At 73.7% G+C, this 24,510-nt stretch carries 17 protein-coding genes; 10 read left to right on the top strand and 7 right to left on the bottom strand.

The window, feature by feature from the left end:
* From MXD61_RS11615 to MXD61_RS11625, 3 genes are all read right to left on the bottom strand, one after another.
* Window positions 1-1,332: coenzyme F420-0:L-glutamate ligase (locus tag MXD61_RS11615; protein WP_248812888.1), on the bottom strand; the 1,332-nt coding region annotated here is incomplete at its 3' end.
* A gap of 61 nt (window positions 1,333-1,393) precedes the next feature.
* The gene (gene cofD, locus MXD61_RS11620) at window positions 1,394-2,407 is read right to left on the bottom strand and encodes a 2-phospho-L-lactate transferase (RefSeq protein ID WP_248812858.1); all 1,014 of its coding nucleotides are present in this window, start codon (window positions 2,405-2,407) and stop codon (window positions 1,394-1,396) included.
* Window positions 2,408-2,501: 94 nt separating this feature from the next.
* Entirely contained in the window at window positions 2,502-3,134 is a 633-nt protein-coding gene (locus MXD61_RS11625) for a TetR/AcrR family transcriptional regulator (protein WP_248812860.1), read from the bottom strand.
* A 367-nt stretch (window positions 3,135-3,501) separates the two neighbouring features.
* On the opposite strand from MXD61_RS11625, the gene MXD61_RS11630 reads away from it, so the two are divergent.
* The 5 genes from MXD61_RS11630 to MXD61_RS28030 all read left to right on the top strand — a co-directional run bounded on the left by MXD61_RS11630 (window position 3,502) and on the right by MXD61_RS28030 (window position 13,250).
* On the top strand, window positions 3,502-3,786 hold the full coding sequence (locus MXD61_RS11630) for a hypothetical protein (protein WP_248812862.1): 285 nt from the start codon (window positions 3,502-3,504) through the stop codon (window positions 3,784-3,786).
* Window positions 3,787-3,977: 191 nt separating this feature from the next.
* Window positions 3,978-6,764, top strand: coding sequence for a bifunctional FO biosynthesis protein CofGH (locus MXD61_RS11635; protein ID WP_285223232.1), 2,787 nt, complete (start codon window positions 3,978-3,980; stop codon window positions 6,762-6,764).
* Window positions 6,765-7,209: 445 nt separating this feature from the next.
* On the top strand, window positions 7,210-7,959 hold the full coding sequence (locus MXD61_RS28835) for a WhiB family transcriptional regulator (RefSeq protein ID WP_285223233.1): 750 nt from the start codon (window positions 7,210-7,212) through the stop codon (window positions 7,957-7,959).
* A gap of 30 nt (window positions 7,960-7,989) precedes the next feature.
* Complete coding sequence (locus MXD61_RS11645; protein ID WP_248812864.1) at window positions 7,990-11,622, top strand: glycosyltransferase family 2 protein; 3,633 nt, start codon at window positions 7,990-7,992, stop codon at window positions 11,620-11,622.
* Window positions 11,619-13,250: a DUF5719 family protein gene (locus tag MXD61_RS28030; protein ID WP_285223234.1), complete on the top strand. Its 1,632-nt coding sequence runs from the start codon at window positions 11,619-11,621 to the stop codon at window positions 13,248-13,250. The genes MXD61_RS11645 and MXD61_RS28030 overlap by 4 nt, the downstream gene beginning before the upstream one ends.
* Window positions 13,251-13,361: 111 nt before the next feature.
* Here MXD61_RS28030 and MXD61_RS11655 read toward each other — a convergent pair whose 3' ends face one another.
* Window positions 13,362-14,798 carry a type I phosphomannose isomerase catalytic subunit gene (locus MXD61_RS11655; RefSeq protein ID WP_374628822.1) on the bottom strand — a complete coding sequence of 479 codons (1,437 nt, stop codon included), beginning with the start codon at window positions 14,796-14,798 and terminating at the stop codon, window positions 13,362-13,364.
* A gap of 14 nt (window positions 14,799-14,812) precedes the next feature.
* Window positions 14,813-15,205, bottom strand: coding sequence for a metallopeptidase family protein (locus tag MXD61_RS11660; RefSeq protein WP_374628827.1), 393 nt, complete (start codon window positions 15,203-15,205; stop codon window positions 14,813-14,815).
* Window positions 15,206-15,639: 434 nt separating this feature from the next.
* On the opposite strand from MXD61_RS11660, the gene MXD61_RS11665 reads away from it, so the two are divergent.
* The 4 genes from MXD61_RS11665 to MXD61_RS11680 all read left to right on the top strand — a co-directional run bounded on the left by MXD61_RS11665 (window position 15,640) and on the right by MXD61_RS11680 (window position 19,084).
* The gene (locus MXD61_RS11665) at window positions 15,640-16,059 is read left to right on the top strand and encodes a DUF3499 domain-containing protein (RefSeq protein WP_163547596.1); all 420 of its coding nucleotides are present in this window, start codon (window positions 15,640-15,642) and stop codon (window positions 16,057-16,059) included.
* A gap of 266 nt (window positions 16,060-16,325) precedes the next feature.
* Window positions 16,326-17,684 (top strand): phosphomannomutase/phosphoglucomutase, encoded by a 1,359-nt coding sequence (locus MXD61_RS11670; RefSeq protein WP_248812868.1) that lies wholly within the window; start codon window positions 16,326-16,328, stop codon window positions 17,682-17,684.
* Window positions 17,684-17,899, top strand: a complete 216-nt coding sequence (locus MXD61_RS11675) for a Trm112 family protein (protein ID WP_248812870.1) — start codon at window positions 17,684-17,686, stop codon at window positions 17,897-17,899. Before MXD61_RS11670 ends, MXD61_RS11675 begins: the two co-directional genes overlap by 1 nt.
* A 6-nt stretch (window positions 17,900-17,905) precedes the next feature.
* Window positions 17,906-19,084 carry an SIS domain-containing protein gene (locus MXD61_RS11680; RefSeq protein ID WP_248812872.1) on the top strand — a complete coding sequence of 393 codons (1,179 nt, stop codon included), beginning with the start codon at window positions 17,906-17,908 and terminating at the stop codon, window positions 19,082-19,084.
* 90 nt (window positions 19,085-19,174) lie between these two features.
* On the opposite strand, the gene MXD61_RS11685 is transcribed toward MXD61_RS11680, so the two are convergent.
* A complete protein-coding gene (locus MXD61_RS11685) occupies window positions 19,175-21,415 on the bottom strand; it encodes a transglycosylase domain-containing protein (RefSeq protein WP_251079800.1) in 2,241 nt (746 codons plus the stop codon).
* A gap of 891 nt (window positions 21,416-22,306) precedes the next feature.
* Complete coding sequence (locus tag MXD61_RS11690) at window positions 22,307-23,341, bottom strand: RDD family protein (RefSeq protein ID WP_248812876.1); 1,035 nt, start codon at window positions 23,339-23,341, stop codon at window positions 22,307-22,309.
* A 149-nt stretch (window positions 23,342-23,490) separates the two neighbouring features.
* Here MXD61_RS11690 and MXD61_RS11695 point away from each other — a divergent pair, with 149 nt between their 5' ends.
* Window positions 23,491-24,501, top strand: a complete 1,011-nt coding sequence (locus MXD61_RS11695) for a stage II sporulation protein M (protein ID WP_248812878.1) — start codon at window positions 23,491-23,493, stop codon at window positions 24,499-24,501.
* The last annotated feature ends 9 nt before the right edge of the window (window positions 24,502-24,510 follow it).

The following is a 24,510-nucleotide window of genomic DNA, read 5'->3' on the forward strand; positions in this document are numbered from 1 at the left end:
GAGGAGGAAGTCGGCGGGGGAGCGGGGTGGGCGGGGGGTGGTGGGGGCGGCGGGGTGACCGATGCCGACGGTGCCCACGGGGATCCAGGTGTCGGGGAGGTCCAGGGTGCGGGTGACGACCTCGGCGCAGAACAGGGTGGAGGACACCCAGCAGGAGCCGAGTCCCTCGGTGGCGAGGGCGACGAGGAGGTTCTGCACGCCGGCGCCGACGGCGACGGTGAACATGCGCTCCTCGGCGCGGGCCCGTCGCTCGTCGGGGTAGGGGTGCGCGTCGTCCAGCACCATGATCGGGATGATCAGTTGGGGGGCGCGGCGCAGGACGTCCCCGCGCTGGAGGCGGCGGGCGATCCGCGCGTCGTCGAAACCGTCCCGACGCAGATCCTGGGCCCAGGCGTCGGCCATCGCGTCGAGCAGGGCGGTGCGGCGTTCGCTGACCAGGACGAAACGCCAGGGGGTGGTGTGGTGGGGGGCGGGGGCGGTCAGGGCGGCGGCCACGGCCCGTTCGACGGCGGCGGGGTCGACGGGGGCGGCGCTGAACTCGCGGACCGTGCGGCGCTCGGTCAGGGCGGCGCGGCGGGCCTCCAGGGTGCCGAGGCGGAACATGTCCTCGTCGCTGGGGCGCACGAGGGCCCGGGCGCCCGTGCCGTCCTCGGGCAGGCGGGCGTAGCCGCGCACGACCGCCACCGGGGTCGCGCCGAGTTTGCCCTTGACCAGGTCGGCGGCGGCGGCGAGTTCGTCGGCCTCGGCGACCTCGGTCATGCCGAGTTCGTTGCCGTAGCCGTCGACCTCGCCGATGTGGCTGCGCAGGGCGGACATCCCGGCGACGCCGATGGCGAGGTCGGTCAGGCCGCGGCGCCAGGGACGTCCGGCGGTGTCGGTGATGACGACCGCGACGTCCACGCCGAGCCGGTCGGCGAGGCCGGCGCGCAACCGGGCGGCGCTGGCGTCCGGGTCCAGGGGGAGCAGGGCCAGCCAGTCGCCGGACACGTTCGACGCGTCCACCCCGGCGCTCGCGAGCACCAGACCGTGGCGGGTCTCGACGATGCGGGTGGGTCCGCGGCTGGCCACCTCGCGTACCGATTCGGCGTCGATCGCGGCCTGTCGGGCCGCCTCCCGGTCGACCCCGGCGGGCACCAGTCGCCCCTCCGCCTTGGAGACGATCTTGGATGTGACGACCAGGACGTCTCCGTCGGCCAGCGGACGATCGCCCGCCGTGACCGCCACCGTGACCGCCTCGGCCAGATCGGTGCCGGGCAGGATCTCCCCGAACCCGGCCAGCCCGTGGATCTCCAGAGCCGCACTCGGCGGCCCACCGTGTCCCGTCCCCGCCACGACACCGTCGGACGCCACACCGTCGGACGCCACGGTCCCGGAGGTCGCGAGGTCGGCGAGGTCAGACACCGGCGAGGTCCAACGCGGTGCCGACGATCGCGGCGGTCTCCGTCAGATCCGTCATGAACAGTGGACGGGAGACCACGGTGGCCCCGGGCACGACCGTGTCGGCGTCCGCGGTGTCCACCACCCACCCGTCCAACAGCCCTGCTGTCCCCACGGCGCCACCAGCACCGTCCGTGCCACCAGCACCAGCACCAGCGGATGGGGCGCCAGCGCGGCCTCGTCCGCCGTAGTGCCGGCCGACGGCCTGGGCGGACGTCTCGACGCCGATCGCGGCCAGGCAGGCGTCGGCCATGCCACGTACCGCGGCTCCACCGATGATCGGTGAGATGCCGACCACCGGGGCCGAGGTCGCGGCGAGGGCGTCGCGAATGCCGGGCACGGCCAGGATCGTGCCGATCGACACGACCGGGTTGGACGGGGGCAGCAGCACCACGTCGGCGTCGGCGATGGCGTCCAGCACGCCGGGGGCGGGTGTCGCCCGCTCGGCGCCGAGCGCGACGATCGACCGCGCCGGCACCCCGGCCCGCATCCGCAGCCACCACTCCTGGAAGTGCACCGCGCGCTGACCCTGCTCATCCTCGAGGACGACGTGGGTCTCGACCCGCTGGTCGCACATCGGCAGCAGGCGCACGCCGGGCTTCCAGCGCACGCACAGGGCGGCGACGACGTCGGACAGCGGATGGCCGGCGTCGAGCATCTGGGTGCGGACCAGGTGGGTGGCGAGGTCCCGGTCACCGAGGCCGAACCAGGCCGGGCCGACCCCGTAGGCGGCGAGTTCCTCGGCGACGACGAACGACTCGTCCTCGCGACCCCAGCCGCGTTCGGCGGAGATGCCGCCGCCCAGGGTGTACATGACCGTGTCGAGGTCGGGGCAGATGCGCAGACCATGCAGGGTGATGTCGTCACCGGTGTTGCCGATCACCGTGATGTCGGCGTCGGGCAGGGCGGCCTGCACACCGAGCAGGAAGCGGGAGCCACCGATCCCGCCGGCCAGAGCTGTCACCTTCACAACCGGTGATCCTGGCATCCCGGCGCCGCCGGTGCGTCACGCGGATCGGTCCGCGCTCACCCGAGGCGGGCGCGGGCGGCGCCACCAGGTCGGATCAGAGCGGGCGGGGCGGGTTCTCCGAGCCGAGGTTCGGCCGGGCGAACAGCGGCGCCACCCAGCCGCTGAACTTCGTTTTGGCTGGTAGCGGGGCGTCCTGGCAGAACGCGGTGAGCAGGAAGTGCACGAGGTGGCTGGTGGGCCGGCTCGGAGCCGGGTTGGCCAGGCCACCCTCGATGGTCGCGACGACCGCGTCGGCGGCCAGTGCCCGATCGGCGGCGGGGACGAAGTCGTGCACGGCGGCGAGGGCGAGTTCGTGCAGCCACGAGTGCAGCCGCTCGTGGTACTCCATGATCGGCTCGGCGTGCGGGGCGCGCTCGGCGACACAGGGGTGCAGAGTGCGCCGACGCTCCACGGAGTCGAGTGCGAGGAACAGGCGCTCGGCCGGGTCGCCGGGCAGAGCGGCGATCCGCTCGACCTCGACGTCGAGCAGACGGTTCAGCACCGCGGCGAACGCGTGGTCCTTCGAGCGGAAGTACCAGTACACGCTGCCGGGTTCGATGCCCGCGGAACGGGCGATCTCCGCGATGGAGGTAGCCGCGAAGCCCCGGGCCAGGAACTGCTCTTCGGCCACTGCGAGCAACGCGTCGATCCGCTCCTCGCGGGGGACGTCCTGGCGATTTCGTGGCACCCGGTCAGCGTAGCGACTTTGGGCCGCGCAGCCGAGAGATTCGGATCAGCGCACAACCGGCTCCGCTGCGATACCCAGCTGCCGGAATTCACACACCTGCCAGATTTGTGCGTGAGGTAAATCACTTTTTATGTGGCAATTGCCCGGCTTGATCGTGCGATTCGCGGATTTTCGCAGGTGGTGGACCCCGGCTGTGGCCGAACGGGTCGGGTGAATGCGGCGTTCGGGGGGATGAGCCCCCTGTGGCCACGGCCCGGCCGGCATGTTCGCCGGCCGGATGTGGCATCTGTCACCCGACATCTCTTGATTCGGCTTAGAGAGCGCAGTGAGATGAGCCTGAGCTCTCCACGTCGCTGGAAGGACCGTCATGTCCGAGATCAGGACCACCAAGAGCCTCGAAGCCCTGTCCGCCTCGCTCAACCGCGCGCTTGCCGGAGCGCGGGCCCCCCAGGTCGTCGCCGCGCACCGGGCTCAGCGGCGCAGTACGGCGGCGACCCCGCTTCAGGGGGACGATGCCCGCCTGCGCCGCGCCCGGGAGGCCACCGCCACGCTCGCCGCCCGCTCCCGGACAAACATGCTGATCGGCACGCTCGATCGGCTCCGCCGTCCGGCCACGGGCTGGCGGGCGAACCAGGTGACCCCACCAGCCTGATCCCACTGCCAGTCTGATCCCACCGCCGGCCTGACCCCGCCGGCCCGCACCCGCCACATCAGCACCCGCGAGACCTGTACCTGCGACATCCGTGCACCTTCGAGACGCCGGTGGCGGCGGACCAGGGTGTCTGCCGACCCGCCGGCGGGCGCCCCGGCCGCTGCCCATCGGGAGCGGAAACCGAGGAAGCCATGACGACCACGGCGGCGACATCCGACGGCGAGAGCGACCTGCCCACGGCGCCGCACCACACGCCGGGCAGGACCATCGCGCCGCCCGAGCCCGTCGCCGCCCCGCCCGGTCGGACCGTCACCCCACCCGGTGGGACGCTCCCCGGGCCGGGGGCCGAGTCCGCCGCGCCGTCGGCGTCGGCGATGCGTCGGGCGCTGCGCCGGGCCCGGGACGGCGCCACTCTGGACGCGGTCGAGGCGGCGGTGCTGCTGGCGGCCCGCGGCGACGATCTCGTCGATCTGTGCGCATCGGCGGGGCGGGTGCGGGACGCGGGGCTGGCCTCGCTGGGACGGCCGGGGGTCGTCACCTACTCGCCGAAGGTGTTCATCCCGCTGACCCGGCTGTGCCGGGACCGCTGCCACTACTGCACGTTCGCCACCGTCCCGCACCGGCTGGACGCGCCGTACCTGTCCCTGGACGAGGTACTCGAGGTCGCCCGGGCCGGGGCGGCGGCGGGCTGCGCCGAGGCGCTGTTCACCCTGGGCGACCGGCCCGAGGATCGTTGGCCCGCGGCCCGCGAGTGGCTCGACTCCCACGGCTATGACTCGACGCTCGGCTACCTGCGCGCCGCCGCCATCGCGGTGCTGGAGGAGACCGGGTTGCTGCCGCATCTGAACCCGGGCGTGCTGAGCTGGACGGAACTGGCCCGGCTCAAGCCGGTGGCGCCGTCCATGGGCATGATGCTGGAGACGACCGCGAGCCGCCTGTGGTCCCAGCCGGGCGGTGCGCACTTCGGCTCGCCGGACAAGGACCCCACGGTGCGGCTGCGCACGCTCACCGACGCCGGGCGGCTGTCGATCCCGTTCACCACGGGTCTGCTGCTCGGGATCGGGGAGACCCGCGCCGAGCGGGCCGAGACCATCTTCGAGCTGCGCGACCAGGCCCGGCGTTACGGCGCGATCCAGGAGGTGATCGTCCAGAACTTCCGGGCCAAGGACGACACCGCCATGCGCGCCGTGCCCGACGTGGGCGCCGCGGAACTGGCCGCCGCCGTGGCGGTGACCCGGCTCGTGCTCGGGCCCGGCCTGCGGGTGCAGGCGCCGCCGAACCTGGTCGACACCGCCGAGTGCGCGCTGCTGCTGTCGGCCGGCATCGACGACTGGGGCGGCGTCTCCCCGGTCACCCCGGACCACGTCAACCCCGAGCGGCCCTGGCCCGACCTGGACGTGCTGCGGGCGGCGACGGCGCAGGCCGGTTTCACCCTGCGACCCCGGCTGACGGTCTATCCGTCCCACCTGGGGCAGCCGTGGATCGACCCGCGCGTGGCCGGGCATGTGGCCGCCCTCGCCGGCCCCGACGGCCTGCTGGCGCAGCCGGTGCGTCCCGTCGGACGGCCCTGGCAGGAGCCCGACGGCGGCCTGGTGGACTCCGGCCGTGTCGACCTGCACACCGAGGTCGACACGGTCGGACGGCACAACGCCGCCCGCGCCGACTTCGACACCGTCTACGGCGACTGGGAGTCGCTGCGTGCCCAGGTCAGCGCCGCCGGGACCGGTGCCGACGGCGTGATCGGCACGGGCCGCCGCGCGACCGACGGCGGTGCGTCCGCGGGTGGTGCGTCCGCGGGTGGTGCGTCCGGGGTGGAGCGTCTTGATCCGGATGTGCGGGCCGCGTTGCGCCACGCCGGCACCGACCCGGCGGGTCTGCGTGACGACGAGGCGCTCACCCTGTTCGGCGCGCGCGGGGCGGCGCTGGAGGAGCTCTGCCTGCTCGCGGACGGCCTTCGCCGGGACGCGGTGGGCGACGACGTCACCTACATCATCAACCGCAACATCAACTTCACCAACGTCTGCTACACCGGCTGCCGGTTCTGCGCGTTCGCGCAACGCCGAGGGGACGCGGACGCCTACACGCTGTCGCTGTCGGAGGTGGCCACCCGGGCCGCGCAGGCGTGGTCGATCGGTGCCACCGAGGTCTGCATGCAGGGCGGGATCGATCCGGATCTGCCCGGGAGCGCCTACTTCGACCTCGCCCGTGAGATCAAGAAGGCCGCGCCCGGTCTGCACCTGCACGCCTACTCGCCGATGGAGGTGCTCAACGGGGTCACCCGAACGGGAATGTCCATCGCAGACTGGCTGACCGCGGCACGCGAGGCGGGCGTCGACTCGGTGCCGGGAACGGCCGCGGAGATCCTCGACGACGAGGTTCGCTGGGTGCTGACCAAGGGCAAGCTGCCGACCGCCAGCTGGGTCGAGGTGATCACCACGGCACACCGGGTGGGCCTGCGTTCGACGGCCACGATGATGTACGGCCACGTCGACACGCCGGCGCACTGGGTCGCCCACCTTCGGCTGTTGCGTTCCATCCAGGACGAGACCGGTGGCTTCACCGAGTTCGTGGCACTGCCGTTCGTCCACCACTCCTCGCCGATCTACCTGGCCGGTGTCGCCCGTCCCGGCCCCACCGTCCAGGAGAACCGGGCGGTGCACGCGATGGCCCGCATCCTGCTGCACCGTTCGATCGACAACATCCAGTGCTCGTGGGTGAAGCTCGGCGTCGACGGCTGCCGCGAGGTCCTGCGCGGTGGGGTCAACGATCTCGGCGGCACGCTGATGGAGGAGACGATCAGCCGGATGGCGGGCTCCCAGCACGGTTCACGCCGCTCGGTGGCCGAACTCGAGGAGCTGGCGGCATCGGCGGGTCGTCCCGCTCGGCAACGGACCACCACCTATGGGCGGGTCCCGGACGAGCGCTTTCACGCTGCCCGAGGAGGCCCCGTCCGAACCATGCTGCCGGTGGTGTCCTGACACCCGCCATGTCTCGGACTGGAAATTACTCTAGGTAGTCAAACGGATTTGAATAGATGACTGGACCGTCTGGCATACATCGAAAGGGGTGATACGTCTGGTCGCAGGTTTGCCCTTTTGGGCATTCTTATCCGGTCCGGTCGCACGCAATAATGCGAACATCGTCGCCATGCCGATTGCGCTCCGTTACTGATCGGGCGGTTGTCCGGACCCGTGGCGATGGTGTGCAGTGACTGTGAGCTATGTTCTCATCGCTGGTTGTAGAAGATGTTGCGCCGGTGGGGTTGACGCGACCGGGTTCGGCGCGTGTAATTACCGGCGTGTCATTCCCCTTGCTGGCGGGATTCGTGCGGTAGAGCGATGCCCTGCCGGTGTGGAACCAGCACCTGCGCGCCGGCGCCCAGGGGGTGGCCGACCGCACCGCGACGGGTCTGGAGGAGTCCCCATGGAGCACACCGACGCGGGCGTCCACACCGTCCTCGCGGACGTCAAGCGTCCCGCTGAGCATGACCCGTTCGGTGATCACTCCGAGCGGGTGCTCGCCGAACGACACACACAGGCCACACCGCAGCCGCGGTCGGTGGTCGCCGGGGTCGGGTCCGCCCGTCCCGGCCTGCCCGTCCAGCCGTCCGGGAGCCATGTCGGCGCCCGCGAGGTCGGTCATCTGCGTTCCGTTGGCGGCGACCACGATGTCGCCGACCGGGCGGACACGGTGGGCACCGCGGTGGGCGTCGACGTCCGGGACACGCTCGAGGTCCGGGAGGAGTCAGGCGTCCGGGAGGCTCTGGATGTCCGGGAGGGCCTGGATGTCCGGGAGGGCCTGGGCGTCCGGGAGGGCCTGGGCGTCCGGGAGGGCGAGGGCGTTCAGGACAACGAGGACGACGTCGAGGACCTGCTCGATGACGCGCCCCTCGACGACCCATCGGGCGATCTTGCCACGGTGATCGACCTTGGCCTGGGCGATCTGCTCGGCGAGGCGATGGAATGGCAGGAGCGTGCCCTGTGCGCCCAGACCGACCCGGAGGCCTTTTTCCCGGAGAAGGGCGGATCGACCCGGGAGGCCAAGCGCATCTGTTCCGGTTGTGAGGTCCGGGCTGAATGCCTGGAATACGCCCTGGAAAACGATGAGCGTTTCGGGATCTGGGGTGGCATGTCCGAACGGGAACGACGCAAGCAGCGGCGCCGAGCAGTCTGACGTCGGGCAGTGGAGGACGTCCGGCGGGGGGTGAACAGCCCGCCGCCGGTGGGTCTGCCGCCGCCCGGCGCACCCCCGAGCACCGTCGCGGTGGTGGCGGTCGTCGTGATCGCGGCCGACCGCGCCGAGACGACCAGGTCCATCCCGTTGGCCGCGCCGTCGGCACTGCCCGGGGCGTCGGGACTGCCCGGGCCGGTGCCGGTGCCGAGGCGGCCGTCCGGCGCCGCTCGGCGGCTCGACGATCAGGTGCTCGACCAGGCAGTCGACCTGCGTGTGGTCGAGGTCCATCTCGGGGCGCAGGCGCCTGCGGCGACCTCCGGGGCGTCGTCGAGCGCGCACCTGGTGCTCTGCCTGCCCGCCGGTACACCCCTGGGCGCGGCGGTCGCCGCCGGCCTCGATCTCGCCGGCGGCCCGCCCCCCGGCGGATTCGTCTGGCTGCTCGACCAGCACACCGTGCCCGCGGCGGACACCCTGCGCACGTTGTTGGCCTACGCCCGGGTCGATCCCGGAGCCGCGGTGCTCGGCCCGAAGCTGCGCCGCGGCGTCGCGGCGCAGCGGTTGCTGGAGGTCGGTGCGAGCGTCGACCGGGCCGGACGACGGCACACCGGCATCCGCGCCAGCACACCCGATCACGGGCAGCACGACGGCGTGCGCGACGTCCTGGCTGTCTCCTGGCGGGGGCTGCTGGCCCGTTCCTGGGCCTGGCGGCGCCTGGACGGACTCGATCCCACCCTCGCGGCCGCCCACGATCTTGACCTGGGCTGGCGGGCCGCCCGCGCCGGGCTTCGCACCGTCGTCGTCCCGATGGCCGTGCTCACCGAACCGATCTCACAGCCGGGCCGCCTCGACCCGAGCCGCGCCGAGCGGGTGGCGGCGCTGCGGATCGGACTCGCCCACACCGCCCTGCCGCTGCTGGCGCCCGCCGTGCTGGCCCTGCTGGGCATGACCCTGCTGCGCGCCCTGCGCCTGCTGGCGCGCGGCCGCGGCCGGCTCGCCGCCCGCGAACTCGCTCTGCCAGCCCTGGTCCTGGGGCGGCCTGGCGCCGTCCTGCGTCTGCGGCGACGTGCGGCCCGCACCCGGACGGTGCCCCAGCGGGCCGTCCGCTCGCTGTTCCCGCGAGGTCTGGTCCACCCGGCCCGTCCACTCCGACGGTCGACCCATCAGGAACCTCCGGCACCCGCGCCGCGGCCCCCCGCCCCGTCGATTCCCGCCCCACGCGCTCCCGCTCCGCCCACCTGGGCCGCTCCGCTGGCCGCACCCGACAGGCCCGGCCCGCGGGCCGCGACCCCGTCTGCCGTCGGCCGTCCCGCCGCGACCCGGCCGGCCGCGCTCCGGCGCACCGCCGCACCGGGTGGTGCCTCGGGGGCCCCGGTGGTTGTTGTCGCGGACGCTTCGGGCGGCCGTTCCGTGGCGGTCCTGGTCGTGTCGCTCGCGGCCGTCGGCCTGGTGGCGATGCGCGCGATGCCGGTGGACGCCCTCGGCGCCGGGCTGCCGATGCCCGCGGACGTGGGCGAGCTGTGGTCGGCGGTGTGGTCAGGGCGACTACCCGGGCCGGACGGGCTGGTCGGACCGTTGGACGGCGGGCAGCCGGTACCACCGATCGTCGCGCTGATCGCCGCGGTCGCCAGCGTCCTGGGCGGCCGGGTGACGGCCGCCAGCTGGCTGCTGCTCGCCCTGGGACCGGCCCTGGCCGGGTGGAGCGCGCACCGGGCACTCGGACGGCTCGAGTGGACGCCAGGCCGGTCCCGTCCACTCGTGCGCTGCGCGCTGGCCGCCGGGTACGCGCTCAACCCGGCGCTGACCGCGGCCGTGCTGGCCGGCCGGGTCGACACCGTCGGGGCGCTCGTCGCGCTCCCACTCGTGCTGGCCCACGCCGACGCCGTCCTGCGCGGACCGGTGGATCCCGGGGAGCCGCACCGGGCCCGTCCGCGTGCCGCGCTCGCACTCGCGGTGAGCCTGACCGCTCTGGTCGTCTGCGCCCCGCCGCTGGCCGCTCCGGCCTGGGTCGTGCTGGTCGCCTGCGTCCTGCTCGTGCGCCCGGCCCGGCTGCCCGACGTGGCCGTGGCACTCGCCGGCTCGGTGATCCCCCTGATCCCCCTGCTGCCGGCGGGCGCGTGGTCGACCCCCGTGACCTCGCTGGCCGCCGTGCCGCGCCCCGCGCTGGGGTCGCTGGCCGGTGCGGGTACCCGACCGACCTCGGTCTACCTGGGCCTGCTGGCCGGATGCCTGTTCTGCTGGCTGATCGGACGTTGGCACGCGACCCCGACGGCCCGCCGAAGCGCCACCACCGGCTGGTGCCTGCTCCTGCTGGGGATGGCCGCGGTGCTGATCACGCCGCGGCTGGCCGCGGGCCGGCGCGTGGGTGCCGCGCAGGCATGGTGGGCCGCACCCCAGTACGGCCTCGTGCTCGCCGCGGCGTTGCTCGCCGCCGCCGCCCTGGCCCTCGACCCGCAGCGGCCACGCCGGGGCCGGATCGCCCGACCGACCGCGGTCGCGATGACCACCCTGATCCTGGCGACCCCGGTCGCCCTCGCCGCGGACCGGCTGGTCAGCGGCACCCGCTGGCGCGGCAGCCCCGCCTCCTGGCTACGTGCCACCGCCGGCGTCGACGACTCGACCGCCGCCGCGGCTGCCGTCAGCACCGATCCTGACCAGGACGTCTCGTCGGGCAGCGGCGCCTCGGGGGTGCTGGCCGCCTGGTCGGGCACCGCGGGCCAGGCGGGCGAGGGCTCCTCGGCCGTGGCCCGCGCGATCCTCGCCCGGATCCGCACCGAACCGCGCGGATCCCGCCTGCTCCTGCTGGACCGGTCCGAGCGCTCCGGCCTGGTCCGCTACGCCCTGGCCACCGCCTCCGGCGAGCGTTATCCCGCCAGCCTGGTCGGGCCGCCACGGCCGGCCGCCGACTTCGTCGCATCCGTCGTCACCGGTCTGACCAGCGGATCCGACCGGGCCGGCGGCTGGCTGCCGCTGCTCGGTGTCGCCGCGGTCGGCGTGCCCACCGCGGACGCGTCCGCCACGCTCGTCGACCGTCTGGACGAAAGCCCCGCCCTGGTCCGCGACCGCCCCCGTCCTGGCCTGCTGCTGTGGCGCCCCGCCGGCGGACCCGTCGCCCCGGCTCGTCCCGGCGCCCCACCCGCCACGCCGGCCGCCTACATCGTCGACGCCGCTGCCCCCAGCTCCGACGCCCGTGCCTCCGGTTCGGACGCGGCCCCCTCCGGTTCCGACGCGGCTGCCACCGGCTCCGGATCGGCCGGGCGGGCAGCCGGCGGCGAGGCGCTCATGGCCGCACCGACGTCCGCCCGGCTCCTTCCCGCGGACGGCGCACTGCCCGTCCGAGCAGCCGTCCCATCTCCACGGGGCGGGTCCGCGCGGACCGGGTCCGGGGGGGACGACGGTGCGCGGGAGCTGGTTCTGGCCACGCCGGCGGGAAACGGCTGGCGGGCTTTTGCCGATGGGCGACCGTTGTCCCGATTCACCGCCTGGGGGTGGGCCGCCGGATTCCACCTGCCCGCGGATCTGCCCGCCGGCAGCCAGGTGCGCGTCGAGCGGGACGACACCGCGGCCCACCTACGGGTCCTCGTGCAGATCGGGGCGTTGGGCCTGCTGCTGCTCGCGCTGGCCGGCGTCGGTCTGCGCTCCCGCCTGATCGGACGGTCACGATGACCGATCATCCGGGCCTGGGGCGGCTCCGCGGCCCCGGGGCGGGCCCGCGGAGCCGCTCGGTGCGGCGGGTCGTGCTGCGCACGGTCGTACCGCTGGCCGTCGTGGGCCTGGGAGGTGCGTTCCTCGTCGACGAAGGTGCTGGTCCCGGGGTGCCACCGCAGGTGTCGATCGGGGTGCGGCAACTGGCCTGCCCCGACCCGACGATCATCCAGCCACGTGCCCGCGACGCCGTGCTGCCCGGTTCCGTTCGTCTCGACGTGACCCTGGGCGCCGAGGCTGGCGGTGACGGGCAGGTCAGGGTGGCTCCGGCGGCGTCGGGTGGCGTCGGGGTGTCCGTCCGGGAACGTGGGGGATGGCTGCGGCTCGCCCCGCAGGATCGCGGGGGGACCGGGGCCCGGCTGGTCTCGGGACGGGGTGCCTCGGCCGCGGGCCTCGCCGCGACGGTGACCACCAGCGGCGACGGCGCCGGTCCGGCCCTGGCGGCCTGCGCCCCGCCGCGGGCCCGCAGCTGGTTCGCCGGGCCGTCCACCGAGGTCGGCAGGGACCCGCTGCTCGTGCTGGCGAATCTCGCAGACATCCCGGGGCAGGCCAGCGTGCGGGTCCTCACCGACGGGCCGGCCGCCCCCGGGCAGGACGTCAACGTCGCCCCCGGACATGCGATCGTTCGCCGGCTCGCCGCCTTCGCGCCGGAAGCCGCGGTGACCGCGGTGGACGTCCAGGTGCGGACCGGCCGCCTGCTGACCTGGATGGTCGATCGGTCGAGCGCGCGGGGTCCGTTCGCGGCGCCACGGCTGGTGCCCGCGACCGCACCGGCGGCACGTCGCCTGGTACTCGGCGGGGTGGTCATCCCCGCCGGCCCGCCGGCGCCCGACTCCACCCTTGTCCTGGCCGCGCCGGAAGGGTCCGCGAAGGTCCGGATCAGCGTGCTGACTCCCGCCGGGCCGCACGTTCCGCCCGGACTCGCCGGGGTCCGCGTCCCGGCCGCCGGGGTCACCAGGGTGTCCGTTCCGCTCCCCGCCGGCCCGGCCAGCGCGCTGCTCGTCGAATCGCTCGGCGCCGAGGAGCCCGACGGAGCCGCGGCCGCGGCGGGCGGCGGTGGCGGTGCGCCGGTGGTCGCCGAGCTGGGACTGGCCTCGGGCTGGAAGGGCGTCCGTACCTGGGCGGGCGCCACCCGACTGGAACCGTCGGACGGCCGCCCGGGCCTGGACGGCTACAGCCGCGGCGTCGGCCTGACCGACCCGGACGGCCCCAGCGCCGGTGCCGGCACGGCCGCCGACGCGGTCGTCGCGGTCCCCCCCGTCCCCGCCGGTGCCGCGGGCGCCCTCGTCCTCACCGCGCCGCTGGGACCGGTCACCGCCCGCCTGGACGGCACGGACATGCGCCTACGGGCTGGCTCGGTCACCGTCGTGGCGCAGCCCACCCGACCACCCGCCGCCCGGCTCACCGCCACCGGCGGCCCGCTGATCGCCACCGCCATCGCCGGCGCCCCACCCACCGCGGGGCCCGCCGGAGCCGGCCCGCGACCACGCCTGCCACGGATCCTCTCTGCGGTCATCCCCCTGCGTGGCGCGCCCACCCTGGTGGACGCACTGCCCGCCGTCGCCGACCCCGGCCTCCCCTACCGCTGACAGCCCCACCGCTGACGGTGTCCGGCATGTGGCGTCCGGCATGTGGCGTCCGGCATGTGGCGTCCGGCATGTGGCGTCCGGCGTTGGGCGTCGGCGTCCGGCCAGGGGCGTTCAGTCGCCGGGGGCGGCCAGGAAGACCCGTCCGTGTCCGGAGAGAACCACGTCGGACGGGGCGGTCACCAGGGCCGATTCGCCGCGGCGCAGGGTGAGGGGCGGCGGGTCGTCCACGTCACCGTCGGTCACCGCCCGTTCGGGTGTGCAGGCGCCGGCGACCGGGTCCCCGTCCGGCCCCGTGATCGTCGCGGTGACCTGGCCGTCGACCGCGAGCAGGACCGTCGGGCGGCCCACCGCGAGAGCACCGCCGGTGCAGACAGCCTCGGTCAGGGCGAAGTCGACGACCGGGACATCCCAGCGGTGGAGCTCGCCGCCCGGACCGGTGAGCAGGGGGCGGGGCGGTTGGACCGGGGCGTCGCTCGGCGTGGGGTCGAGGATGCGCAGCAGTTCGTCGACATCGATGTGCTTGGGGGTCAGACCACCGCGCAGGACGTTGTCGGACGCCGCCATGATCTCGATCCCCAGCCCGTCGACGTAGGCGTGCAGCAGCCGGGCCGGTTGGAACAGCCCCTCGCCGGGCGCCAGCGTGACGTCGTTGAGCAGAAGAGCGGCGGCCGTCCCCACGTCGCCGGGATGGGCCGCGGCCAGCCGTCCCACCAGGTCCGCCGCCCTGGAAAGATCATCGCCATCGAGGTCCGGCGGGCCTGCCGGGCCTGCCGGTTCGGCGCGGTCGGCGGGACTGGTCGGCGCTGGGGCACCGACGTGCCGGCGGGCGGCGGCGACCAGGTCGTCCACCAGCGCCTTCGCGGGGGCGGCGGGCATGGTCAGCAGCGTTCGCAGCACGGCGGACGCGCCCGCCCGCGGATCGGTGACCAGGGGAGCGAAGGCCGCGGTGAGCGCGGGCACACCGAAGCCGGTGACGACGGCGAGGGTGCGCGCGGGATCGCGGATGCCCGCGAGCGCGCGGAACGGGGTCAGCGCGACGATCAGCTCGGGCTTGTGGTTGGGGTCACGGTAGCGGCGCAGCGGATCGTTGAGCGCGAGACCCGCCGCCTCGTCCGCGGCGAAGCCGGCCCCGGCCTGGGTGGCATCCGGATGCACCTGCAACGACAGGGCGCGATCGGCGGCGAGCAGCTTCAGCAGGAACGGCAGGGCGCCCACGAACTCGGCCGCCGGCCGGACCCCGTTGGCCGTCTCGACCAGTCCGGGGGCCACCGGATGGGTGCCCAGCCACAGCTCGGCGACCGGGTCACCGGTCGGTGGCACCCCCAACAGCGCCGGGATGGCCGTCGGTGAACCCCAGGCGTAGCCCTGAAGCACACCGCGTAGTGGGAGCACGCGGGCGCGGCGTCCGGTATCGGCACCGCCTGCGGCCGCGGACGAGTGGACGGTGGTGCCCTCGGGTGCCCTCGGCGGCACACGAACGTGCGCCGCGGGGGAGGTGTTCCTGGTCACGATCTCCCTCAGGAAGTACCCGATGGCGATCGATGCCACCGGGTGCCCTCCGGTCAGTCCTCGTCGCCCCAGCCGTGGCCCTCGGGGTCGATCACGGCCGGATCGACGCCCATCATCTCGGCCACCTCATGAATGATCGCGTCGAGGACCAGCTCGGCGAGCTCCTCGTTGTCAACGGTGCGGGCCTCGATCGGCCGGCGATAGACGACGATCCGTCGCGGGGTCGCTGACCGGCCTTTTCCCTCGGCCGGCTGGTATCTCGCGAGTGGGATCTCCTCGTCGCCGACCGCGATCGGTGGGACGTCCTCCACCGCGAACTCGACGTCGGCGAGCTCGCCCGACCAGCGGTGGTCGAGGTGCTCCACCGCGTCCAGCACGAAGTCGTCGAACCGGTCGCCGCGGGTCGCGTAGGCGGGCACGTCCGGGGGCAGCATCATGCCGCGCACACCCCGACCGCGCCGGTCACGGCGACGGCGGACACTGATCGGCCGGCCCGCGCAGGGGAACCGCTCGAGGTCGGTCACCCTGTGAGCGTAGCGTTCGCGACAGGGACTTCGATCGGCCAGGCGTCGGGCGCCCGCGGACTCCGGCACCTTCCGGGGCTCAACCGGCACCGGCACCGTGCCGGTTGAGGACCCCGCCGGTCGCTAGCCCGTGGCCGCGACCGACCATAGAGCCGTACGACCCCCGACTCCCTCCCTGACCGAGGAGGTTCCATGAGCTTGATGATCTCAATAGTCCGCGTGGTACCCGTGCTACGCGGGGGATCGGATGCGGGGAGCAATGAATCGGTCGACAACGCGTGACGATTCAGCCTCGCGTCACGCGACACGACGATTGGTGGTGGCCGTCGTCCGTTCCGGGGGCTACCGTCCGGAACGTGAAGCCTCGGCGCTGCTCCCGCTCGGCCTGTTCGGCAGCCGCGGTTGCCACGCTCACGTATGCCTACGCCGAGTCGACGGCAGTGCTGGGCCCGCTCTCCCCGTACGTCGAACCGCACTCGTACGACCTGTGCAGCACGCACGCGGATCGGCTCACGGTGCCGCTCGGGTGGGCGGTCGTCCGGCTTGAGGCCGAAGCCGAGGCCGAGGCGTCCCGCGAAAGCGAGCGCGAGGCCGCCGCCGATGACCTCGAGGCGCTGGCCGACGCCGTCCGGGAGGCATCCCGTCGGGGGCCCGAGACGCCGCGCCGCGGTCCCGAACCGCCACCCGCGGGTGGCGCCGGTCCCCAGGGTGGTGGCGGCGCCCCTGATCCCGGTGGTCGGCGTGGGCATCTACGGGCGGTTCCCAGCCCGTCCTGAGGCGGCCGGTCCGTCCGGCGTGGACGTGGGCGGCCGGTGTCGCCGAGAGTGATCGGCGGCGGCCGGCGTTGTCCTCGGTGTTGGCCTCGCCGGATCCGGCACCGGGGCTGTCGGTGGCGGCGGATATCGTCGTGCCTGACGGCGGCGGTAGTCGCCGTAGGTGCCGGAGCACCCGCACACCGGTGGAGTTCCACCACGGGTCGGGGTCACCATGGGTGCGCTCACGACCGGTGCGGGGGACAGCCAGGTGAAGGGCGGGGAATCCGATGCGCGACCTTTCGCGGATCTTCAAGGCGTATGACGTCCGGGGAGTCGTCCCGGCCGAGTTCGACGCGGACATCGCACGCGCCACCGGGGCCGCGTTCGTGCGCCTGCTCGGCGCCGAGCGGATCGTCACCGCGCACGACATGCGGGCGTCCTCGGTACCGCTGGCCGCCGCGTTCGCGCGGGGCGCGACCGAACAGGGCGCCGACGTGATCGCGGCCGGGCTCGGCTCGACGGATCTGCTCTACTACGGCGCCGGTGCCCTGAACATCCCGGGGGCGATGTTCACCGCCTCGCACAACCCGGCGAAGTACAACGGCATCAAGCTGTGTCGCGCCGGCGCCGCGCCGATCGGCCAGGAGACCGGGCTCGCCGACATCCGCGCGCTGGTGGAGCAGGGCGTGCCCGCCGGGTCCGGGCGCCAGGGCTCGATCACCGAACGTGACCTGCTCGCCGACTACGTCCGCCATCTGCGCACGCTGGTGGACCTCGGCGGCATCCGTCCGCTCGTGGTCGCGGTCGACGCCGGCAACGGCATGGGCGGGCTGACCGTGCCCGCGGCCCTCGCGGATCTGCCGCTCACCGTCATCCCGCTGTACTTCGAGCTCGACGGCACCTTCCCGAACCACGAGGCCAACCCGATCGAGCCCGCCAACCTGCGCGATCTGCAGGCCGCGGTCCGGTCGTCGGGGGCCGACATCGGCCTCGCCTTCGACGGCGACGCCGACCGGTGCTTCGTGGTCGACGAACGCGGCGAGATCGTGTCCCCGTCCGTCATCACCGCCCTGGTCGCCGACCGTGAACTCACCCGCGAGCCAGGCGGGACGATCATTCACAACGTCATCGTCAGCCAGGGTGTGCCGAAGCTCGTGCGCGAGCGTGGCGGCGTCCCGGTGCGCACCCGGGTGGGGCATTCGTTCATCAAGGCCGAGATGGCCCGCACCGGCGCGATCTTCGGCGGCGAGCACTCCGGCCACTTCTACTTCCGGGACTTCTGGCGGGCCGACTCCGGCATGCTCGCGGCCCTGCACGTCCTCGCGGCCCTCGGCGGGCAGGCCGGGCCGCTGTCGGAGCTGCTCGGGGGCTACGCCCGCTACAGCGCCTCCGGCGAGATCAACTCCGAGGTCGCCGACGCCACGCTCGCCATGCTGGAGGTCGAGAAGGCCTACTCGACCTCGGCCGACAGCGTCGACCATCTCGACGGGCTGACGATCACCTTCCTGAACGGTGCCTGGTTCAACCTCCGTCCGTCCAACACCGAGCCGTTGCTGCGGCTCAACGTCGAGGGTCCGGATGATGAGACGATGCGGGGGCTGCGCGATGATGTCCTGTCGCTGGTCCGGAGCCGAAGGGAACCCTGATGAGTCTCGACCCGCTGCTGCTGGAGATCCTCGCCTGCCCGTGCAGCAAGCACGGTGAGCTGCGGCCCGACCAGCTTGACGGCGCGCCCGTGCTGGTCTGCCTCGCCTGCGGCCTGGCGTTCCCGGTGCGCGACGACATCCCCGTGATGCTGCTCGACGAGGCTGTTCCGTTCACCGGCACCACCACGTCCGCCACCACGTCCGCCTCCGGCTGAGGCGGCGTGTACGTCGACGAGTCCGCGCTCGACGATCCCACCCGCCTCGACTCCGGTGGTGTCGCCGGCCTGCTCCCGCAGGTCGCCACCGCCGGTCCGCAGGTCCGCCACAGCGCCGTGCTCGCCGCGGAGGCCGGGTTCGCCCGACTCGCCACGGACGGTCGCCCGCGGGCGATCCTCGTCGTCGGAGTGGGAGGAGCGGCACTCGCCGCTGACCTGATCGCGGCCCTCGCCGGTCCGGCGGGCCCGGTGCCGGTGCTTGGCCACCACACCTACGGGCTGCCCGGCTGGGTCGGCGTCGCCGATGTGGTCCTCGCCGTGTCCGCCTCCGGTGCCTCGGCCGAGGCGCTGTCGGCGGTCGAGGAGGCGGCCCGCCGCGGTGCCCGGGTCGCCGTCGTCGCCCCACCCGACACGCCCCTGGCCCAGATGGCCGCACTGGTGGCCGCCCCATGCGTGCCACTGCCCGGCGGCCGGCCGGCCAGCACCGTGCTGTGGTCGCTCGCGGTACCCCTGCTGATCGCCGGACGGGCCCTGGGGGTACTGCGGGTCGCAGATACCGCCCTCGAGGCCGCCGCGGTCCGCCTGGAGGGCATCGCGACCCGGTGCCGGGCGTCCAGCGAGTCGTTCGTCAACCCGGCGAAGACCCTCGCACTGGAACTCGGTGGCAGCCTGCCCCTGGTCTGGGGCACTTCCGCGGTGACCGCGGTGGCCGCCCGGGGCGCCGTCGACCAGCTCGCCGCGATCGCCCGGTACCCGGCGCTGGCCGGCGGGCTGCCGCACCCCGGTCACCTGCAGATCGGCCTGCTCGACGGCCCGTTCGGGGCCCGGATGGGCAGCGGCGGCGCTGGCCCCTCGACGGCGGGCCGCGGCGGTGGGGTCACCGACGACCTCGAGGACTTCTTCCGTGACCGGGCCGACGACGAGGAGACGCCGCTGCGACTGCGGCTGATCCTGCTGCGTGACCCCGGCGCCGAAGCCAGCGAGGTCACCCGGCAGGCGGAGGCGGTCATCGCGGTGGCCGCCGAACGGGGCGTCGGCGTCACCGAGCTACGTGCCGAGGGCACCGACCCGTTGGAACGGCTCGCCGCCCTGCTCGGCCTCTTCGACTTCACCGCCGTCTACCTGGCCCTCGCCCTCGGTGTCGACCCGAGCCAGACCCTCTCCGCCCACGACCTGGGCCGCTGAGCGGCACCCGGACGGACGGGCAGCGCACACCAGCGACAAGCCACCAGCGACATCACCGCACCGCTGACACCACCCCCCACCAGGATGGTGTCAGCGGCCGCCGCCCTGCCCACCGCCACCGCCCTGACCGCCACCTTGGCCGCCGCCACCGCCCTGACCGCCACCTTGGCCGCCGCCGCCCTGGCCACCGCCGTTGTTCTGGCCGGCCTGGGGGTTGAGGATGCCCGGCAGACCCTGCTGGGCGAGGTCTGTCAGGACACCGGGCAGACCCGCGGCGGGTGTCGGCGCGGGCGGCGGCGGCGGAGTGTTCTGCAGACCGCCCTTGGTGCCGCGGGCCACCGTCGGATCAGCCGCGGGCAGCTGCTCGATCGGCTGGTTCGCCAACGCCGCCCGGATCGACTTGCCGAAGATGATCGCCGGCAGGTCGCCGCCGAAGACCCGGGCCCACGTCCGGCCGTCCGCGACCACACCGCGCAGCGGATGCGACTCCGCGCCCGTCGGGTCGCCGACCGACACCGCCGCCGCCATCTGCGGGGTGAACCCGACGTACCAGGCGGCCGAGTACTCGTCGGTGGTGCCCGTCTTACCGGCCGACGGCCGGCCGATCGCCGCGTTGGTGCCGGTGCCACGGATCGGCACGCCAGCCAGCACGCTGGACACCGTGTCGGCGACGCCCTTGGCGAGTACCTGCTCGCACTGCGCGCCCTTGGCGACGTCCAGTGAATCCTGGCTCGAATCGACGATCCTGGTGGCGAACCGGGGCGTGCAGCGCAGCCCGCCGGCGGCGATCGTGGCGTAGGCATCGGCCATCTGCAGCGGCGAGACGTACATGTGCTGGCCGCCGCCGATCGCGGTCGCGCCGTCCGTGGCACCGATCTGGTCGGCCTCCGGCGGCGTCACACCGAGCCGCTTGGCCATATCCAGCACCGCGGGAATACCGACCTTCTCCGCCAGCTGGACGTAGAACGTGTTCACCGAATCCCAGGTGGCCCGCGGGATGTCGTAGATTCCGGCCTCGGCCGGGTCGGAGTTCGAATAGCCCTTCGCGCAGTCACCCTCACCACGGTCGAGCGGGAACTTCGTACTGACGTAACAGGCCGGCGAGTAGAACGCCGTGGACGTGCCGTAGCCCTGTTCCAACGCGGTGGCCAACACGAACGTCTTGAAGGTCGAACCCGGCTGGAAGGTGGCCTTGGTCGGCAGCGGGACCACCGTCTGGTTGGAGCCCGTGTCCGGCCCGTAGACCCGGTTGACCGCCATCGCCAGGATGTTCCCGGTACCCGGCTGGATGATGACCTCGGTCGCCGACACCCGGTTGTCGGGCGCGATCGTCGAGTTCACGGCGTCCTGCGCGGCCTGCTGGACCTGCGGGTCCAGCGTCGTGCGGATGACCAGGCCGCCTTCGTAGATCCGGCGGTTGCGCTCCTCGAGGGTGCTGCCCAGCGCCGGGCTCGCCTGCAGCTGCGAACGGACGTAGTCGCAGAAGAACGGGGCGGTGGCGATCACGCAGGAGTCGGCGGCCGCCGGCGGTGCCGGTCGCACGTCCAGGGGCAGCTGCTTGGTCGCGTCCGCCTGGGTGGACGAGATGTAGGAGTTCTCGGCCATCTTGTCGAGCACCGTGTTACGCCGGATCAGTGCGGCCTGCGGGTGGGCGGCCGGGTTGTACCGGGACGGGCTCTGGACCAACCCGGCGAGCAGCGCGGCCTGGGCGACGCTCACCTGGGAGATGGACACGCCGAAGTAGTGCTGGGCGGCGGTGCCGACCCCGTACGCGCCATCACCGAAGTAGGCGATGTTCAGATACCGCTCGAGAATCTCGTCCTTCGACAGGCGCTTTTCGATGTCGAGGGCGTACCGCAGCTCCTGGAGCTTGCGGTCCAGGGAGTCGCCGGCGGCCACCTCGCGTTCCTCGGGGGTCCGGGCGTTCTGCAGCAGCACGTTCTTGACGTACTGCTGGGTGAGCGTCGAACCACCCTGGGAGACGCTGCCGGACTCGCTGTTGCGCAGCGCGGCCCGGACCACTCCCTGCGGGTCGACCCCGCCGTGCTCGTAGAAACGGGCGTCCTCGATCGCGACGATCGCCTCGCGCATCACCTTCGGGATCTCCCGACCCGGAACGACGATGCGGTTCTCCGCACCACGCAGGGTCGCGATCGGCGAACCGTCGGCGGCGAGGATCGTCGAGCTCTGTGGCAGCGGCGGCGTGACCAGCGCACCGGGCAGGCCCAGGAAGTGATCGGCGCTGCTCTTGGCGAACAGTCCCACGGCACCGACGAACGGCAGCGCCAGCAGCGCCAGCACCAGACCGATCGCGCCGGTGGTCAACGCCATCTTGCGCAGCACCAGTCGGCGGTCGACCGGGCGGCGCGGCGGCCTCTCGGCCCCCGCGGAACCCGACCAGGCACCGCCACCGCCGGCGCCGAGCACATCCTGCGCGGACCCACCGCTGGCCCCGTCCCCGGATCGCCCGTCACCGGACTCGGGGGAACGCGGCGACGGGCCCTCCACCGCGACGGACCCAGGCCGCCCGGCGGCCGCCGCGGGTGCCGTGGCCGCCGGGGAGCCGGGAGCCGTCCCGGCGGCTGTCCGCACGCCGGCTCCCGCCGCGGCCCTGGACCTGACCGCGGGCGAGGGGCTGTGCGGCGCGGTGGGCGCCGCGACCGCGGTGGTCGACAGGTCCGCGCTGGTTGACGGGTTCGCGCTGGTCGACGGCGAGCGGGGCGGTGTGGCCACACGTTCGGCCGCCACGGCGCGGGGCCGGCCATCGGGGCGTGGCGGCACACTGGCCGCGCGGCCCGCCGCTGGCCCCCCCGCCCCACCCGAGCCGCTCCGTGGCAGGGCGCCGGACGGCCCCTGCGCGGGCGCTGTCGCCTCTGTCGGCGTGGCCCGGGATGGAGTGCTCGACTCCCGTCTGCCAGACGTCGCCGTCACCCCCTCCGGTGAGCCGGCGAACTCGCCGGAATACGTAGGACCTCGAACCACGGCCTGCGCCAGCACCAGCATGCGCGAGCCGGTGCTTGGTCGCTTCCCGGCACCGTCCACCCCGCGGTGTGCGCGGCGACGCGGTGCGCGCCGGTTCACCCCGGATGGCCGAGACGGTCCGATACCGCAGGTAACGGTAGACGAGGGATTCCGGCCCGGGCCAACCGGCGGCTACCTGATGTGCGGTCTGCCCCTGTTTGTTTAGGCGACGTTAAGGGAGTGGGGTTCCGGTGGCCTGGATCACCATTTCCCGGCGCCGGGCCCGTAGCCCGGTCCAGGGCCAGGTAGGTGACCTGTTCCGGGTCCCGGTCCGGGCCCGTGACCCGGTGCGGGCGTGTAGCCCGGTGTGGGCGTGTAGCCCGGTGTGGGCGTGTAACCCGGTGTGGGCGTGTAACCCGGTGTGGGCGTGTAGCCCGGCGTGGGCTGCTGGCCAGGGGGCGCGGTCCGTCGACGGCTCGCCTGGCGTTGTGCGATCAGCCGCGCGTAGCCGCGCCGACTCCGTTCGGCCAGGACGGCCGACAGATACGCCCATCCTGGTGTGCCGGGCGGTGGCGGCGGGGTGACCACGGCCCGCATCTCCTGGACGAGGCCACTGCCGAGACGTTCCAACGCGGGTGCTGACAGCGCGTGGGCCCGGCTCAGGAACTGACGGGTACGCAACGCCAGCGAGTCGTCCAACCCGGACAGGTCGAGCAGGCCCGCCCAGCCGAGCAGGGGCGGCGGGACGAACGGCGGCGAACTGACCGTGCGCGGCACGCTGACCTGGAGCACGACCGTTCCGGCGAACACGTCCCCGAGCCGTTTGCTGGTCCGTGAGCTGATCATGCAGATGATCGCCGGCAGGCCGAACAGGATGCCCGGTCGTTCGACCACCGCGCCGACCAGGCCACGGACGAAGGCATGCCGGAAACGGATCGGGCCGCCGTCGTCGCGCACGACCCGCAGGCCCAGCGCCAGCTTGCCAAGGGTCCGTCCGCCGCTGAGGGTCTCGCAGGCCACCGGATATCCGATCACCACGGTGACATAGACCAGCAGGACCATCGCACTCACCAGCGCGTCATCCTCGGGCCGCACCACGAGCAGGACGACCGTGACCAGGAAACCGAGCAGGTAGAACTGGGCGAGCAGGTCGATCCCGCCAGCGACGAGCCGGGAACCCAGCCGCGCCACCCGCAGGTCGATGGCGACGGCCTCGCCGGTGATGATGGTGTTGGTACCCACGGCCTCGCCCGGGAGCGCCCTCGGCGCCGGGATGCTGCGTACGGCTGCGCTCATCGCGCCGTCGGCAATGTCATGCGGGCCCCCGGAACTCCGATGTGTACCAGGCGTGAGCCTACGGCGGCCATGCCGATGGTGTCCTGGCGTGTCCCGGACGGACGATGCCCGTGATCCGTCCTCTCGCTGTCTGCGAGGATGGCCCTGCCATGGATCTCGATGCGTTCGTCGCCGTGCACCGACCGGTCTGGGTCCGGCTCGGTCACCTTGTGGACCGGGCGCGCCGTCCGCGCCGGATGCGTGCCGTCGAGCTCGACGAACTGGTCGACCTGTACCAGCGCACCGCCACCCACCTGTCGGTCATCCGGACCCGGTCGTATGACACGGATCTGGTGGATGACCTGACGAACCTCGTCACCCGGGCCCGGGCCGTGGTCGCCGGGGCGTCGGATCCCGGGTGGCACGTCCTCGGCCGTTTCCTCACCGTGACCTTCCCGTTGGCCGTGTACCAGCGGCGCTGGTGGGTGCTGGCCACGGCCGCCGGATCGGTGCTGCTGGCCCTGGCGATCGGTGTGTGGATCGTCAACGATCCACAGGCGCGGGCCAGCGTGATCCCGCCGGACTCGGTGGAGCAGCTGTGCCGCTCCGACTTCGCCTCCTACTACTCCGAGAATCCGGCGGCGTCGTTCGCGAGCCGGGTCTGGACGAACAACGCCTGGGTGTCGGCGGCGGCGGTGGCGGGCGGGGTGGTCCTCGGCCTGCCGACCCTGCTGGTGCTGCTGGTCAACGCGGTGAACGTGGGGATTCTCGGCGGCTACATGTCCGGCTGCGGACGCACCGGCCAGTTCTTCTCCCTGATCCTTCCGCACGGTCTGCTGGAACTCACGGTGGTGTTCGTCGCGGGCGCGGTCGGGCTGCGGCTGGGCTGGTCGGTCATCTCGCCGGGCCCCCGCCGACGCGTCGAGGCCCTGGCCGCGGAGGGACGATCCGCGGTTCCCGTCGTGCTGGGGGCGGCCCTGGCGCTGGCCGTCTCCGGCGTCATCGAGGCCTTCGTGACTCCCTCCAGCCTGCCCACCGCGGTACGCATCGGCATCGGCGCGCTGGCCTGGGCGGGCTTCGTCGGCTACGTCGCTCTCTACGGCTCGCGGGCCGCCGCCGCGGGCGAGACGGCCGACCTGGACGCCGACCAGGGCGCCGCCGATCTCGCCCCCGTCGTCTGAGCACACCCC

It is taken from the genome of Frankia sp. AgPm24 (assembly GCF_023243055.1).
GTDB classification, from domain to species: domain Bacteria; phylum Actinomycetota; class Actinomycetes; order Frankiales; family Frankiaceae; genus Frankia; species Frankia umida.

Excerpts from the sequence above, each read along its gene's own strand:
- MXD61_RS28835 (WP_285223233.1), top strand. The coding sequence starts at position 7,210 with ATGGAGCACACCGACGCGGGCGTCCACACCGTCCTCGCGGACGTCAAG.
- MXD61_RS11670 (WP_248812868.1), top strand. The coding sequence starts at position 16,326 with ATGCGCGACCTTTCGCGGATCTTCAAGGCGTATGACGTCCGGGGAGTC.
- MXD61_RS11635 (WP_285223232.1), top strand. The coding sequence starts at position 3,978 with ATGACGACCACGGCGGCGACATCCGACGGCGAGAGCGACCTGCCCACG.
- MXD61_RS11695 (WP_248812878.1), top strand. The coding sequence starts at position 23,491 with ATGGATCTCGATGCGTTCGTCGCCGTGCACCGACCGGTCTGGGTCCGG.
- MXD61_RS11690 (WP_248812876.1), bottom strand. The coding sequence starts at position 23,341 with ATGAGCGCAGCCGTACGCAGCATCCCGGCGCCGAGGGCGCTCCCGGGC.
- MXD61_RS28030 (WP_285223234.1), top strand. The coding sequence starts at position 11,619 with ATGACCGATCATCCGGGCCTGGGGCGGCTCCGCGGCCCCGGGGCGGGC.
- MXD61_RS11685 (WP_251079800.1), bottom strand. The coding sequence starts at position 21,415 with ATGGCGTTGACCACCGGCGCGATCGGTCTGGTGCTGGCGCTGCTGGCG.
- MXD61_RS11675 (WP_248812870.1), top strand. The coding sequence starts at position 17,684 with ATGAGTCTCGACCCGCTGCTGCTGGAGATCCTCGCCTGCCCGTGCAGC.
- MXD61_RS11630 (WP_248812862.1), top strand. The coding sequence starts at position 3,502 with ATGTCCGAGATCAGGACCACCAAGAGCCTCGAAGCCCTGTCCGCCTCG.